This is a genomic window from Vibrio sp. EJY3 (genome assembly GCF_000241385.1).
In the GTDB taxonomy this organism is placed as follows: domain Bacteria; phylum Pseudomonadota; class Gammaproteobacteria; order Enterobacterales; family Vibrionaceae; genus Vibrio; species Vibrio natriegens.
In genome coordinates this window covers 338,421-352,347 of record NC_016614.1, presented here as the reverse complement: position 1 = coordinate 352,347, position 13,927 = coordinate 338,421, and the positions used below count along the sequence as shown (strand labels likewise).

Sequence of the window (13,927 nt, the reverse complement as noted above, 5' to 3'; positions counted from 1 at the left end):
CACGATAGATCGTACTCGCCCTTCTCAATCCAGTTCTTGCTATTCACAAATGTTTCACGCCTGACCCATTAATCTCGCCACTAGCTTGGGGCACGTCGAAACCAGGCATGCATTTATCAATAAGCAGTATTGGAACTCTATTTTGAAACCAGGAAAAACAGGCATTCGCCGAGTCATGGACGCGACCGGATATTCATTACAAGGATTGAAAGCCGCTTGGATTAATGAAGCTGCGTTTAGACAAGAATTACTCCTTTCAGTCATTCTCTCGATCAGCGCATTCTTCTTGCCCGTCACAACATTAGAACGAGTGCTGATGATCGGCAGTTTATTTTTGGTCTTAATCGTCGAATTAATTAATTCCGCCGTAGAAGCGGTTGTTGACCGTGTCAGCGACGAATGGCACGTACTAAGTGGCCGTGCCAAAGACATTGGCTCTGCGGCCGTGTTTGTTGCACTACTACTCGTCCTGTTTGTCTGGGCGTCATTTTTGCTTTAGTTTTTTGTAAGGCAGTTATTTATGAAGACAGTTGATTTACAACGAGAAGGGATCTCTTACGTTACCTTTTCTTTTTTATTAGCGCTTTATTTTGCGCTTGTTGTCAATATCCCGATTTACAAAGAACTCATTGGGATTCTATCTAGCCTAGATAACGTTAAAGTCGGGTTTGTTGTTACCATCCCAATTTTCTTTATCGCTGCACTTAACTTCCTTTTCAATTTGTTCAGCTGGCCGTGGATAGGGAAACCGTTTTTTATACTACTGCTCATTCTATCGAGCATGGTGAGCTACGCGAGTTACAACTATGGCACACTGTTCGACTACGGCATGATCGCCAATATTGTTGAAACAGATACCAGCGAAGCCAGCTCCTACTTCAGTGCGTATTCCGCTTTGTGGGTGCTATTAATGGGTATCGTACCTGCGCTGGTAGTAGCCAACACCAAATTGCGTCCGTTAAGCGGCCAATGTTTGCACTTTTCTATCACCAAGTTGGTGTCTATGATCGCCTCTCTTGCTGTTATTGCGGGCATTGCAGCGTTGTATTATCAAGACTATGCATCGGTAGGCAGAAACAACAGTTATCTGAAAAAGATGATCATCCCAACTCAGGTCGTCTACAGTGCAGCCGGATACGTGAAGAAAACTTACCTTACCGAACCAGAGCCTTATCACGAGATTGGTACCGAGGCCAAACAGTCCGAAGCAGCCTTAACACAAGCTCAGAAAAAGCCAACGCTGTTAGTCTTTGTTGTCGGTGAGACTGCTCGCTCTCAAAATTATCAACTCAATGGGTATGAGCGAAAAACTAACCCCTACACCAGCAAGCTAGACGTGATTTCCTTTCAGGATTTTGCTTCCTGCGGCACCGCAACAGCGGTATCGCTTCCGTGTATGTTTTCCCAACTGACACACCATAACTTCGACCGCAGCAAAGCAGATAACCAAGACAATGTGTTAGATATTATGCAACGAGCGGGCATAGACGTGATGTGGAAAGAAAACGATGGCGGTGATAAGCACGTCGCACATAAAGTCAAAAAGATCGCGGTAGACAGAACGAAGACAGATCAATGGTGTAATGGCACGACTTGCTATGATATGGCGCTTCTCGACAACTTTGAGCAAGAAATAGATAGTATGGAGGGTAACCGAGTCGTCACACTGCACCTTATCGGCAGCCATGGTCCAACCTACTTCCAGCGATATCCGAAAGACAAAGCGTTCTTCCAACCAGATTGCCCTCGCGCTGATATCGAAAACTGTAGTGTCGAACAAATAGTCAATAGCTATGACAACACCATCCGCTACACAGACTATGTACTAGAACAGACCATCGATAAACTCACGACATTGGAAGACAAATACAACACGGCTTTGGTTTACATCTCTGACCATGGCGAATCTCTGGGTGAAAGCGGTATGTTCCTGCATGGCATGCCTTACAGCCTCGCACCAGACACCCAAAAGCGTGTGCCTTTTATGATGTGGATGTCACCAAACTTTAAGCAGGCAAAACAGATTAATACCGACTGTTTGAGCCAAGAAGCGCAAAGCGTGGGTAAATACTCTCAGGATAATGTCTTCCACTCGTTGTTAGGCATTATGGATGTTAAAACCAGCGCGTACGACGGTGCACTGGACATTTTCAAAACATGTCGCACGCCAAATGCCTAAGAGATAAGTCATTACCGCTGGGTAATTAAGCCAGAACATTAAGCCTGACCACAAATTGTGAGTCAGGCTTTTTTATGACATAGCAGTCCAGCAAATTAACGCTCACCCTTGCTATACTCGGCGGCTAGTCACTACAAAGAGAAGAATCCAGATGAAAATTGGCATCATCGGCTTAGGAGATATTGCGCAAAAAGCTTATCTTCCTGTTATCACTCAGCTCCCCAATATTGACTTGGTATTTTGTACCAGAAATACCACAACTCTGAGCGCTCTGGCTCAACAGTATAGAATCGCAGAAACCTGTCATGACTATCAGCAACTTATGAACGTCGGCGTCGATGCCGTCATGATACACGCCGCTACCAGTGTCCACTTTCAAATCGCTGAATACTTTTTAAAGCAGGGTATTCCGACCTTTGTAGATAAACCTCTGGCTGACAATGCCGCAGAGGTCGAAAAACTGTATGAGATTTCGGTTCAGACGAATCAGCCTCTTTATGTTGGCTTCAATCGCCGCCATATCCCGCTCTACAATCAACACATGCATGGTGTCCAAAAGGGCGAACTCACCGGATTGAAGTCGCTTCGCTGGGAAAAGAATCGACATAACTTGCCCGGTGACGTTCGTACTTTTATTTTTGACGATTTCATTCATCCGTTAGACAGTGTGAACATTGTGGCTAAAGCCAATCTGCAGGACGTTTACGTCACCCATCAGTTTGATGGAGCTGAGTTAGCCCGGCTGGATGTGCAATGGCAACATGGTGAGACACTTCTACACGCTTCTATGAATCGCCATTTTGGCATCACAACCGAACGAGTACAGGCGTGTTACGCCAACCAAGCGGTCGAGTTCGACTCTTTTGTCGAAGGCAAACGTTGGCAAGAAAACCAAGAGCACAAATTAAGCTTAAAAGATTGGACGCCAATGCTCACCAGTAAAGGCTTCCATGCGATGCTATTAGATTGGTTTAGCGTCATAGAAAGCGGAAAACTGGGGAATACAGTTGTCGATCGCAATATCGCCAGCCACCAATTAGCAGAAGCAATATGCCAACAAATTGAGAAAGCCATTTTACGTTAAGCGCCGTCAATACGGTATCCACGTTCGTTTGCTTTAGCTTAAGTGAAGAAGCATGGTGCGCGTGGATATTCTTCCCGCCTTACAAATAGTTACTTCCCTACCCTAGCTCAGATTAATGGCTCAGATTAATGTTATTCATACTCTGTTAAGATTCCTGTGACATACTTATAATCATGTCCAAATTGGATTCAATGACGTCACTTTACATCAGTGGCATGAACTCGATTTAAAATCGACGATTAGAAATAGGAAATAGAATGAGAACTCTTGGCAACATCATCTGGTTTGTGTTGGGTGGCGTATTTATGGGACTGCTGTGGTGGTTTTTCGGCATCCTGGCCTTTATCAGCATAATAGGTATCCCGTGGGGGCGCGCCTGTTTCGTCATGGGTAACTTTTCATTTTTCCCATTCGGAAAAGAAGCCATTTCACGTGATGAGCTGACCAACGAGATGGACATAGGCACCAGTCCACTTGGCGTTATCGGTAATATAGTGTGGTTTGTGTTTGCAGGTATCTGGCTGGCAATCGGTCATGTCGCTTCCGCGGTTGCGTGCTTTGTTACCATTATCGGTATTCCGTTTGCACTTCAGCACCTCAAACTGGCGGTTATTTCCCTTGCGCCAATTGGTAAAACTGTCGTATCGAAAGAAGAAGCTGCAATGGCTCGCTTCAATATTAATCGATAAAACTTGCTATCCTCTGGGAGACGGTTCTCAGAGGGTAACCCCTGTCAAAAGTAAGCCGATGATTGCTAAAGCGTACTCGGTTATGGTTGGTTGTGTGTTCATAGCGTCGCCTAATAATATAAATTAATACCTAGACCACTACTGACTTTTAATTATTTATTATATAAATCAATGATATCTACCAACCTAACTATCAAAGAAACGGTTGTTATATATCGTATCTACCCTATGGTTTCGCCGCCCACCTTCCCTGTTTATTTTCTGCAAGCCGAACTATAAGCATAGACAAGATCCACCTAGATCGTGGAGATTTTGCCAGCAATAAAGAGATATACCGTGTTAGTTTCGATTAAAGTCAGCGAAGAGAAGAACTTACAAAGTAAATTTTGCACGGGGAATAGACAAAAACCATGGCTCAAACCAGCAACAGAGTGGTGTCTCGCAGGCTAGATAAAAAAGCAGAGGCTGATACGCACTCTGCTTTATCGATAAAATAGGCGTTTAGACAGGCTAGAACTCGCGGTTCATCCTTTCCAGACAGGTCAGAAATACGGCTTTTTGCTCAGGCTCGATATGTCGTGTCAAATCTCGGACTAAATCCAAATGCAACTGATTATGATGACGATGGATGAGCTCCCCTTCTGGTGTCAACTTGACCACGATAGCACGACGATCTTCAGGGTGTGGGCAGCGCTCAATCAAATTTGCATTGACGAGTTTATCAACCTGAACGGTTAACGTTCCCGTTGTGATGCCCAGCTTTTCCGCCAGCTCTTTCATGCGTAAAGCGCCATGCCCGCCGAGTACCTCAATAGTATGGACCTGAGCCAGTGAATAACCCGTTTCTTTCACAACTGACTGCTCCCACGACGACATTTTATCGTAGAACTCAGTCAACATTTGATTCAATCTTTCTAATTCGCTCATCGTTTAGTCATTTTGCAATTCGAGAGTAAGGTGATGAATCTTATCAAACTTACTCAACATTTGTTTAAATTCACCGAGTGATTTGTTACTGCGATTCTTAATCGCAATAGCCGCTGAATAATGGTGTCCACTCACTTTCCATACATGAAGATCCACTACATCAGCGTAAGGGTCAAGCTCTGCACGAATATCTTGTCGATATTGCTCATCAATACTTTCATCTAATAAAACTGGGGCCGTTTGCCGAATTAAACCAAGCGTCCATTTACCAATGACCAGCGCACCGACAATCCCCATAGCCGCGTCTAACCAAACCCAACCATAAAATTTACCGATGATGAGGGCGACAATCGCAAGCAGTGACGTTAACGTGTCCGCAAGAACATGGAAATACGCCGCCGCCAAGTTGTGATCATGATGATGTTCATGGTGTTGATCGTGATGATGCTCATGCCCATGATGGTGGTGATCCTTTAAAAGCAACATACTCGCCAGGTTTACCACCAAGCCAATGACCGCCACCATTATCGCTTCGTTAAACTTAATCGTTTCTGGGTTGAATAACCGATGTACAGACTCAACCATCATCATCAATGCGACGATGCCAAGTGCTATTGCGCTAGTGAACCCGCCCAAAACACTTACTTTGCCTGTACCAAAAGAAAATCGCTCACTATTCGCGTGCTGCTTTGCGTAACGATAGGCAAACAAAGTAATGCAAAATGCCGCGGCATGAGTCCCCATATGCCAGCCATCAGCCAGTAACGCCATGGAGCCAAACAACGTACCCGCGCTAATCTCTACTATCATAGTGACCAGCGTAAGAAGCAGTACGTAAAAAGTTCGTTTTTCACCTTGATGGTTATGTGACACAAAATCATGTGAATGCTGCGAGACTGTCATTGCGTGACCTTTCATCCTGAATGCTCATTTGTTTGATAATCAAAATACTTGATATAAATTTAGTTTGACAATCAAACATTGTCAACGACTAATGCAACCCCATCTCTGGTTGGGCTTTGGTTATATCACTCAATACGTTAAGCTAATGGTCATCCAATCTGACCCAAACGTGATGGAAAATACCGATGGAACAAGTAGGTACTCGCGCATTGATTGTGGAGGGAGGCGCTATGCGGGGCGTCTTTTCGTGCGGCATACTCGACCACTTTTTAGAGCAAAATTTCTCACCATTTGACAGCTTTTGGGGAGTGTCAGCAGGAGCAAGTAACTTAGCGGCTTACCTAGCGAACATGCCGGGAAGAAATCTGAAAATCTATCTCGATTACAGCCTACGTAAAGAATTTATTAACCCGAGTCGGCTGGTTCTTGGCGGAGATATGATGGATCTCGACTGGATGTGGAATCTCACACTCGAAGAACTTGGGATCGACAAAGCCGTTCTGGCTGCAGACCCGCGCCCTTTCTTCTTAGGGGTTACTCGTCAAGACACGGGTGAAGCGGAATATCTGACTCCAAACGTGGATGCACTGGCAGAAACAATGAAAGCCAGTAGTGCACTGCCTATCCTTTATCGCAACGGTGTATTACTCAATGGTACACGATATGTTGATGGTGGCGTCTCTGATGCGATTCCTATTGCAGAAGCCATTAAACGAGGTGCAACGAAAATCATGGTATTGCGCAGTCGTCCCGCAAGCTACCGAAAATCAAAATCAAAGTTTGGGGCCGCAACCAAACGTATGTTGAAAGATACACCTGCTTTGATTGAGCCGATGCTGACTCGTGACATTCGCTACAATCAAGCCCTATCACTTATTGAGAATCCGCCAGAAGGCATAGAGATTATTCAGGTTTGTCCGCCAGAGACATTTAAATTGAAGCGCTTGAGCCGTTCTCCGGAGCCATTACGTGCAGCGTATGATCTCGGTTTAGAGGCTGGGAAAGAAGCCATTATGCGCTGGGAGCAGATTTAAAATTATCAGTTTCGAAAAGAAAAAAGCCACACCCTAAGGCGTGGCTAATGCAAATTCGATGGCAGTGGATTATCGTATTTGCTTTTCAGTAAGCCCAACAATCAGGCTCCAATTCTCTTATTTCTTGTTCCCGGTAAACCACCAAAAACTAATAAGTTTCAAACAGTCCCGCATTGTAGTCTTGGATCGCTTGTTCGATTTCTTCAATGCTGTTCATAACAAATGGACCATAGTGAACCACTGGCTCGTTAATCGGCTCGCCAATGAAAACTAGTACTCCACTTGCGTCGTTTGCCGTCAGCTCAACCCACTCTCCTTGAGACAAGAGCGCCATTTCGCCTTGTTTTATCACGCTTTGCTGAGTTTCAACGTTACCTTGGTAGACATAAACCATCATGTTGTGGTTCGACTCGGTGACAAGCTGGAGCGTTGCGCCTGCATGTGGTCGCCAATCAGCAAACGTTGCATCAACGCCCGTTTTCGTTAGTGGTCCGCTCGTTCGGTTCCCATTGATATTAAGTTCCCCGGCAATAATACGAACCAAGCCGACATTTTCGTCATTCACTTCGGTGATGGTTTCAGGCTGGAAATCATGATACTGAGCAGGTTGCATTTTATTTTTTGCTGGCTGATTAATCCAAATCTGAAAACCATGCAGTTCGCCATCTTGCATAATTGGCATTTCACTATGAATAACACCACGGCCAGCAGCCATCCATTGAGCGCCACCAGAACGAAGTTCACCGACATTATCCATGTGATCACGATGCTGAAAGTGCCCTTTCAACATATAGGTCAGGGTTTCAATACCTCGGTGAGGGTGCGGAGGAAAACCGCCGATATAGTCAGCGCGGTTATCAGATTTCAACTCATCCACCATCAAAAATGGTGAAAAACTGGCATTATTGAATCCAGCTACTCGGCGAATTTTAACGCCATCACCATCCGCAGTAGGCTGGGAAGGAATTATCTGACGGACTTCTCTTGTTTTACTCATAATCTTTCTCCTCAAAAGCCTCGCTCACTTTTCTCTGTCAAGTTCGCATCACTTGGCTATCGGTATGCTGTTATTGTAGTGTGGAGAAAAATAATCATGACCATATGCAGTTGAGCTAATTGTTCAATATTTTCGAATGACAACAATTCTTCCCTCCGCTGTTGTGTAAATAGAGGCAAATTATCTGCTCGCTCACTGTTGGAACATTGGCTAACATCAACCAAAAAATAAATGTGGCTATTTTCTAAACTCGGTGTATAGTGGGCGTTGGCTCTTAAAGAAGAGCTGTTAATGCAACATTTAGTTTAAGTTCCTTCTCAGTAAAATCTTGAATCACCCATTCAGACACCTGCGTACAACTTCCTCTTGATTGAACATTCAATAGCTTAAAAAAGATCCACACGAAAATTCGTAATTAAAATGTTTATTTCAAAGGTGTTTTTATGTCTAAAGTAACTGGTTCAGTAAAATGGTTTAACGAAACTAAAGGCTTTGGTTTCCTATCTCAAGACAACGGCGGCCAAGATGTATTCGTACACTTCAACGCGATTGTTGCTGACGGTTTCAAAACACTGACTGAAGGTCAGAAAGTAAGCTTTAACGTAGAGCAAGGTAAAAAAGGTCCTCAAGCGACTGAAGTTACTCCTCTATAAGACTGCTTTTCTTGGTGTAGCATATTCATGCTGCACCAAACTTCTCCCCTTCAAAAATCCCATTTTAATTTTTAGCCATTTAATGGCTTAGCTTAGTGCTGTCTAAAATAAATTTGGCAGTGCGATTTTATATTTTATTAATAAAAGGAAAGTAATATGTCCTCTAGAAGAACTAGCCGTCAAAGGCATTGGTACCAACTACTTAACAAAGACAAAACGGTAAAGAAACAGGAGAATAAATGTTAGAAATTGAGTTTAATTTAAAACAACCACACACCACTTGGAATGCCAGAATACATCAACTTAACAGCGATATATTAATGCGACATGTATTGCCAAAACTTCAAACCAACAGTGTTTCTATTGACTTCCAATATAATGAAAAAAACGGTGAAGGTGCAATTCTGTGTGACGAAGGTTCAAAGATAGGAAGTTTTATTGTCAAATAAAACATTTTTCAGGCATTGATAGTATTCACGTTCAAGTTGGAGGCCTTTTTATGGCTAAGAAAAGTAACAAACAATTAGAAAAAGAAAAGAAAGAATCTGAGCAAAATAATGCAGCGATTAAGCAAAAAACTCGACGCCGTATTGAAGACATTATGGAACAAAGAGAGTTTGATAAATTATTTGATCTCTAACAGAGTAACATCATCTTCTTTCTTCATGTTAAGTGTAAGGTAACGCCGCCTGCCTTTCACTCACATGAACAGCGCCTTTTCTATCCAAATCCTCTTCTATACAGCCTAACCGAATATCCTCCGAATATTTCACTCGTTAAGTGACACCAATAAACCCCTAGTCAAATTGATAATTTTGCGTATAATCGCAACCGTTTGCTTCGTATAACCCCAATGATATGGTTTGGGGGTCTCTACCAGCTCCCGCAAAGTGCTGATTACGAAGAGTTGAGATCACGATGTATCTTACTCTTTGTAATAGCGTTCGACTTATTTCTATCAATACCTATTCTTAGAGTAACTGCATCCACAATACACAAAAGGTGGAATATGAACGCATTTATTCAAGGTCTTCCAAAAGTAGAGTTACACTTACATATCGAAGGTTCACTTGAGCCAGAGTTGCTGTTCAAGCTTGCTAAACGCAACGGTATTGAAATCCCGTACTCGACCCCTAGTGAATTACGCGAAGCATACCAATTCGAAGATTTACAGTCGTTCCTCGACCTTTACTACCAAGGCGCTAATGCTTTACGTACAGAGCAAGACTTTTATGATCTGACCTGGGAGTATTTAGAACGCTGCAAAGCCGATAACGTCATTCATACGGAAATCTTTTTTGATCCTCAAACTCATACCGAACGCGGTATTGATTTTGATACCGTGATAAACGGAATTAGCCGCGCGTTAAAAGATGGTCAGGAACAACTTGGCATTACTTCTCAAATCATTGCCTGCTTCCTTCGTCACCTGTCTGAAGAAAGCGCTATCGAAACGCTTCAATCCATTCTTATACATCGCGACAAAATTATTGGTGTCGGCTTAGATTCATCTGAGAAGGGACACCCACCAGCAAAATTTGAGCGCGTATTCCAACAAGCAAAAGCGGCGGGGCTATTAACGGTTGCACACGCAGGTGAAGAAGGCCCAGCGCAAAATATCTCTGACGCAATTGAAATGTTGGAAGTCAGCCGCGTTGACCACGGCGTTCGCTGCGTAGAAGACAAAACCTTGGTTGCCTCACTTATCGAAAGCAAAATGCCCCTTACGGTCTGCCCACTCTCGAACATTAAACTGTGTGTCTTTGATGACATGAAGCAGCACAACATCGTCGATCTGCTCCGTCAAGGCGTAGCGGTCACGATCAACTCAGATGACCCGGCTTACTTTGGTGGCTACATGACCGACAATTTCCTTGCTGTGAGTCAGGCACACCCAATGAGCAACGATGAGATCGCGCAGTTCACACTTAACGCCATAGAAGCGAGTTTTATTGATGACGAAATGAAAGCTAGCTATCGTTCTCAAGTAAAAAACTACGTTGAAAGTCATTCTTCTTTATAGAAATTGAGACTCGTTAAATCGTTATCAATTGACATGAATACTCAAATGACTTTCCGATTTAATTCAGAATGTTAATAATACTTGGGTATACCCTTACAAACCCTCAGTGGTTAATGTTCAACTTAAGCGCTAGACTGACTGAGACAAATAACGAATATCAAAAGGAAGACAATTATGATTCAACAAGGCCAAGCACTACCTTCTGCAACTGTCAGTGAACTAACAGCCGATGGCATGGCAAATCACGACGTAACTGAGCTGTTTGCGAATAAAAAAGTGGTGTTGTTTGCTGTCCCGGGCGCGTTCACTCCAACTTGTTCAGAAGCTCACTTGCCAGGCTATGTTGTTCTAGCAGATCAGCTAAAAGCAAAAGGCGTTGATCTTATCGCATGTATCGCAACAAATGACGCATTTGTTATGCACGCTTGGGGTGAAGCTCAAAATGCCTCTGAGATTATGATGCTGGGTGATGGTGATGCAAGCTTCACCAAAGCACTTGGTCTGGAAATGGATACTGGCGGTTTTGGTGGTATTCGTTCGCAACGTTATGCGATGATTGTTGATAATGGTGTCGTGACCAAACTTAATGTTGAAGAACCACAGAAGTTTGAAGTGAGCAACGCAGAAACAATTCTTGCAGCACTTTAATTTAAAAAACGCCCCGACTTAACTCGGGGCGTTCTTTTATGTTTATCAGTACTAGCGATTAATAACTTTTCTTCTGCCTGCCGCTAAAAGTAACATCAACGATAAGTACATGTAGCCCAACGATCCGCCACTACTGTCATCATCTTCATCGTCATCACAGAAAACAACGTATTGACCTTCAATCGAGGCCGTTCGCTAACATCAACTTAAGAGTATTCCGTTATTGGTAATTAGAAACGTAGGTGCGCCAAGTTGGCAAGGTTACAGACGATAAAGTTAACCAGAAAAATGATGAGAAAATTGCTCGAAACTGCACTAGCAGCCATTAATACTGTAGTGAGTGAAGATAAAAAATCGTCCGCACTCAGGCGGGTTATAAAAAACACGTGTGCGGACATAACAACAACACAGTTCATGCTGGCGAACTGGAAAATAGGGGGCAATGAAAATCAACGAAACATGACTTTCAATAGCGATAGTATTGCGTCTCTTTGATTTTATATTGTTAGCTAAGGGTCAATAATATAGCTGGGAAAATAAATAAGAGTAGACAAGAAAAACAACTAATTAATCGATTTAAAAAGCAAAATCAGAAGTATAGAAATGAAATATAAATGTCACTTATGTCAGATATTAATGACGTTTATGTTTTCAAACTAGATTTAAATAGAAAAGTCTTTTCCGGTGTTGATACTAATATTGCTAAGCGTAACGCTTCGTTAATCCTTTTCAGTATTGACTAATAAATTCATCATTGATGGATTCAAGTATGCGAGTTGATCGTAGAACAGAATAGAAAACTGCGCACCAATTTCGTGAATGGTACGCAGGATAATAGGATTGAGCCTAAAGTTTTAGCTTTAACACGTCATCAATATCTTGTGCACTATGTCGCTCCTCAAGATACTCGCCTTCTTCACCCCAAGTTCGGTTAACAATACGACCGCGTTTGACTGCTTCACGTTGATCGATGGCTTTTGCCCAACGAACTACGTGCTCGTAGCTGTTTACGTCTAAAAACTCAGCCGCATCGTACGCTCGTCCCAAAACTAGGTTGCCATACCAAGGCCAAGTGGCGATATCCGCGATACTGTATTCGTCGCCACCTAAAAACTCATTGTTCGCTAAGCGTTTGTCCAGAACATCTAATTGACGTTTCGCTTCCATGGTAAATCGGTTGATCGGATATTCAAACTTCTCTGGTGCATAGGCGTAGAAATGCCCGAAGCCACCACCAAGATATGGCGCAGACCCTTGTAGCCAAAACAACCAGTTCATTACTTCCGCTCGCTTTGCCCCTTCTTTAGGCAAGAACAGGCCAAATTTTTCCGCTAAGTAGAAAAGAATATTGCCAGATTCAAAAACATTGACCGGCTCTTCGCCAGAGCGATCGACTAACGCAGGAATTTTTGAATTTGGGTTAACCGCAACAAACCCGGAACCAAACTGGTCACTATCACCGATTTTAATCAAATGTGCGTCGTATTCCGCTTCTTTCACACCAGCAGCCAGCAGCTCTTCAAACATAATGGTGACTTTTTGGCCATTTGGTGTCCCCATGGAATATAGCTGAAATGGATGCTCACCAACGGGTAACTCTTGCTCATGACGTGCGCCTGAGTCCGGACGGTTGATGCTTGCCCATTGGCCGCCATTTTCACTGTCGTTTGTCCAAACTTTTGGTGGTATGTACTCGTTTGACATTGTTATTCCTTATCGTGTTTGAATGCGCCTTTGGCTGATAGGATCAGTAGTGTGTTACTCAATCCCATGTCTTGAATTCATTTGGTCATAAACAGAATATTAGGTCGCAACCATAAATTTAAAGCCCTCAAGACGAGTTTGATTAGAACCTTTGGTTATGGTTTTTTCTTTAGCGCTATAAGATAAATCAAGCAGATATGGCTAAGGGCGGGAAAAAGCCGCCCCATGAAGGGACGGCGCGAAGAGACTATAAGACTAAGCCACCATCGATTTTTAGCACTTGTCCTGTAATGAACTCACTCTTGTCTGATGCTAAGAAGGCAACACCATTTGCGATATCTCGAACGGACCCCATCCGTCCTAATGGAGTTTTACCTTCCATCATTTTGATCACTTTCTCAGGCAGGTCTTTGGTCATATCTGTAACAATGAATCCGGGAGCCACACAATTCACACGTATTTGCGCGCCTTTTCGAGCAAGCTCTTTCGCCCACCCTTTGCTCATTGAGATGACACCGCCTTTGCTGGCAGCATAATTACTCTGACCAATATTTCCATCAGTGCCCACGATGGAAGAGATATTCACAATACTGCCAGTACCTTGGTTTAACATTACCGGAGCGACACTTTGCGTTAATAAAAATACCGCTTTTAGGTTTACATCAATGACACTGTCCCAATCTTTCTCCAGCATATCCTGGAGTAGAGCGTCTCGAGTAATTCCTGCATTATTAACTAATACATCAATGCGATGATGTTGCTGAATGATGCTCTCTACGACTTCATTGACCCCTTTGGAGTCACATAGGTTAACTTGATAGCTGGTGAGCTGTGATGACTGGCTCCATTCGACCGGAGAGATATCTAACCCGATGACATAAAAGCCATCTTCTAATAGTTGCTCACAAATCGCTCGTCCAATACCGCGAGCGGCACCAGTGACAATGGCTACTTTGTCATGTTTCATCTTGGTGTTCCTATATTTTTGAGAATACACCCCGCGCTTCAGCACTTGTTCCTGTATCCTCTTTTGCTTCTCGTTCTAGCACGCCTTTGCGTCGCTAGTAAAACTATAGATAAATTCTA

The 13,927-nt window shown here is 43.3% G+C and carries 15 protein-coding genes and 1 riboswitch; of the genes, 10 read left to right on the top strand and 5 right to left on the bottom strand.

Features of this window, described 5'->3' with window-relative positions:
* Positions 1–142: 142 nt before the first annotated feature.
* The 4 genes from VEJY3_RS17525 to VEJY3_RS17510 all read left to right on the top strand — a co-directional run bounded on the left by VEJY3_RS17525 (position 143) and on the right by VEJY3_RS17510 (position 3,952).
* A complete protein-coding gene (locus VEJY3_RS17525) occupies positions 143–499 on the top strand; it encodes a diacylglycerol kinase (protein ID WP_014233744.1) in 357 nt (118 codons plus the stop codon).
* 21 nt (positions 500–520) lie between these two features.
* Entirely contained in the window at positions 521–2,179 is a 1,659-nt protein-coding gene (locus tag VEJY3_RS17520) for a phosphoethanolamine transferase (RefSeq protein ID WP_014233743.1), read from the top strand.
* A 151-nt stretch (positions 2,180–2,330) separates the two neighbouring features.
* Complete coding sequence (locus tag VEJY3_RS17515; protein ID WP_014233742.1) at positions 2,331–3,263, top strand: Gfo/Idh/MocA family protein; 933 nt, start codon at positions 2,331–2,333, stop codon at positions 3,261–3,263.
* A gap of 257 nt (positions 3,264–3,520) precedes the next feature.
* Positions 3,521–3,952: a YccF domain-containing protein gene (locus VEJY3_RS17510; RefSeq protein ID WP_014233741.1), complete on the top strand. Its 432-nt coding sequence runs from the start codon at positions 3,521–3,523 to the stop codon at positions 3,950–3,952.
* A gap of 510 nt (positions 3,953–4,462) precedes the next feature.
* Here the strand turns inward: VEJY3_RS17510 and VEJY3_RS17505 are convergent.
* On the bottom strand, positions 4,463–4,879 hold the full coding sequence (locus VEJY3_RS17505) for a MarR family winged helix-turn-helix transcriptional regulator (RefSeq protein WP_014233740.1): 417 nt from the start codon (positions 4,877–4,879) through the stop codon (positions 4,463–4,465).
* Positions 4,880–4,882: 3 nt separating this feature from the next.
* Positions 4,883–5,782: a CDF family Co(II)/Ni(II) efflux transporter DmeF gene (gene dmeF / locus VEJY3_RS17500; RefSeq protein ID WP_041170462.1), complete on the bottom strand. Its 900-nt coding sequence runs from the start codon at positions 5,780–5,782 to the stop codon at positions 4,883–4,885.
* Positions 5,783–5,967: 185 nt separating this feature from the next.
* On the opposite strand from dmeF, the gene VEJY3_RS17495 reads away from it, so the two are divergent.
* Complete coding sequence (locus tag VEJY3_RS17495) at positions 5,968–6,816, top strand: patatin family protein (protein ID WP_014233738.1); 849 nt, start codon at positions 5,968–5,970, stop codon at positions 6,814–6,816.
* 148 nt (positions 6,817–6,964) lie between these two features.
* On the opposite strand, the gene VEJY3_RS17490 is transcribed toward VEJY3_RS17495, so the two are convergent.
* Positions 6,965–7,813, bottom strand: coding sequence for a pirin family protein (locus tag VEJY3_RS17490; protein ID WP_014233737.1), 849 nt, complete (start codon positions 7,811–7,813; stop codon positions 6,965–6,967).
* Positions 7,814–8,256: 443 nt separating this feature from the next.
* Between VEJY3_RS17490 and VEJY3_RS17485 the strand changes: the two genes are divergently transcribed.
* The 5 genes from VEJY3_RS17485 (at position 8,257) to VEJY3_RS17465 (ending at position 11,137) form a co-directional block, all read left to right on the top strand.
* Complete coding sequence (locus tag VEJY3_RS17485; RefSeq protein WP_014233736.1) at positions 8,257–8,466, top strand: cold-shock protein; 210 nt, start codon at positions 8,257–8,259, stop codon at positions 8,464–8,466.
* A gap of 239 nt (positions 8,467–8,705) precedes the next feature.
* Positions 8,706–8,915 carry a hypothetical protein gene (locus tag VEJY3_RS17480; RefSeq protein ID WP_014233735.1) on the top strand — a complete coding sequence of 70 codons (210 nt, stop codon included), beginning with the start codon at positions 8,706–8,708 and terminating at the stop codon, positions 8,913–8,915.
* A 50-nt stretch (positions 8,916–8,965) separates the two neighbouring features.
* Complete coding sequence (locus tag VEJY3_RS17475; protein WP_014233734.1) at positions 8,966–9,106, top strand: PA3496 family putative envelope integrity protein; 141 nt, start codon at positions 8,966–8,968, stop codon at positions 9,104–9,106.
* A gap of 180 nt (positions 9,107–9,286) precedes the next feature.
* Positions 9,287–9,386: riboswitch (purine riboswitch) on the top strand.
* A gap of 89 nt (positions 9,387–9,475) precedes the next feature.
* On the top strand, positions 9,476–10,489 hold the full coding sequence (locus tag VEJY3_RS17470) for an adenosine deaminase (protein WP_014233733.1): 1,014 nt from the start codon (positions 9,476–9,478) through the stop codon (positions 10,487–10,489).
* Positions 10,490–10,663: 174 nt separating this feature from the next.
* Positions 10,664–11,137: a peroxiredoxin gene (locus tag VEJY3_RS17465; RefSeq protein WP_014233732.1), complete on the top strand. Its 474-nt coding sequence runs from the start codon at positions 10,664–10,666 to the stop codon at positions 11,135–11,137.
* Positions 11,138–11,983: 846 nt separating this feature from the next.
* Here the strand turns inward: VEJY3_RS17465 and yghU are convergent.
* Entirely contained in the window at positions 11,984–12,841 is an 858-nt protein-coding gene (gene yghU / locus VEJY3_RS17455; RefSeq protein WP_014233730.1) for a glutathione-dependent disulfide-bond oxidoreductase, read from the bottom strand.
* Between the two features lie 247 nt (positions 12,842–13,088).
* The gene (locus VEJY3_RS17450) at positions 13,089–13,808 is read right to left on the bottom strand and encodes a beta-ketoacyl-ACP reductase (protein ID WP_014233729.1); all 720 of its coding nucleotides are present in this window, start codon (positions 13,806–13,808) and stop codon (positions 13,089–13,091) included.
* Positions 13,809–13,927: the final 119 nt, after the last annotated feature.

Bases quoted from the DNA above. Each gene is read 5' to 3' on its own strand.
- dmeF (WP_041170462.1), bottom strand. From the start codon at position 5,782: ATGACAGTCTCGCAGCATTCACATGATTTTGTGTCACATAACCATCAA.
- VEJY3_RS17465 (WP_014233732.1), top strand. From the start codon at position 10,664: ATGATTCAACAAGGCCAAGCACTACCTTCTGCAACTGTCAGTGAACTA.
- VEJY3_RS17495 (WP_014233738.1), top strand. From the start codon at position 5,968: ATGGAACAAGTAGGTACTCGCGCATTGATTGTGGAGGGAGGCGCTATG.
- VEJY3_RS17520 (WP_014233743.1), top strand. From the start codon at position 521: ATGAAGACAGTTGATTTACAACGAGAAGGGATCTCTTACGTTACCTTT.
- VEJY3_RS17485 (WP_014233736.1), top strand. From the start codon at position 8,257: ATGTCTAAAGTAACTGGTTCAGTAAAATGGTTTAACGAAACTAAAGGC.
- VEJY3_RS17475 (WP_014233734.1), top strand. From the start codon at position 8,966: ATGGCTAAGAAAAGTAACAAACAATTAGAAAAAGAAAAGAAAGAATCT.
- VEJY3_RS17515 (WP_014233742.1), top strand. From the start codon at position 2,331: ATGAAAATTGGCATCATCGGCTTAGGAGATATTGCGCAAAAAGCTTAT.
- yghU (WP_014233730.1), bottom strand. From the start codon at position 12,841: ATGTCAAACGAGTACATACCACCAAAAGTTTGGACAAACGACAGTGAA.
- VEJY3_RS17505 (WP_014233740.1), bottom strand. From the start codon at position 4,879: ATGAGCGAATTAGAAAGATTGAATCAAATGTTGACTGAGTTCTACGAT.
- VEJY3_RS17450 (WP_014233729.1), bottom strand. From the start codon at position 13,808: ATGAAACATGACAAAGTAGCCATTGTCACTGGTGCCGCTCGCGGTATT.
- VEJY3_RS17470 (WP_014233733.1), top strand. From the start codon at position 9,476: ATGAACGCATTTATTCAAGGTCTTCCAAAAGTAGAGTTACACTTACAT.
- VEJY3_RS17480 (WP_014233735.1), top strand. From the start codon at position 8,706: ATGTTAGAAATTGAGTTTAATTTAAAACAACCACACACCACTTGGAAT.
- VEJY3_RS17490 (WP_014233737.1), bottom strand. From the start codon at position 7,813: ATGAGTAAAACAAGAGAAGTCCGTCAGATAATTCCTTCCCAGCCTACT.
- VEJY3_RS17510 (WP_014233741.1), top strand. From the start codon at position 3,521: ATGAGAACTCTTGGCAACATCATCTGGTTTGTGTTGGGTGGCGTATTT.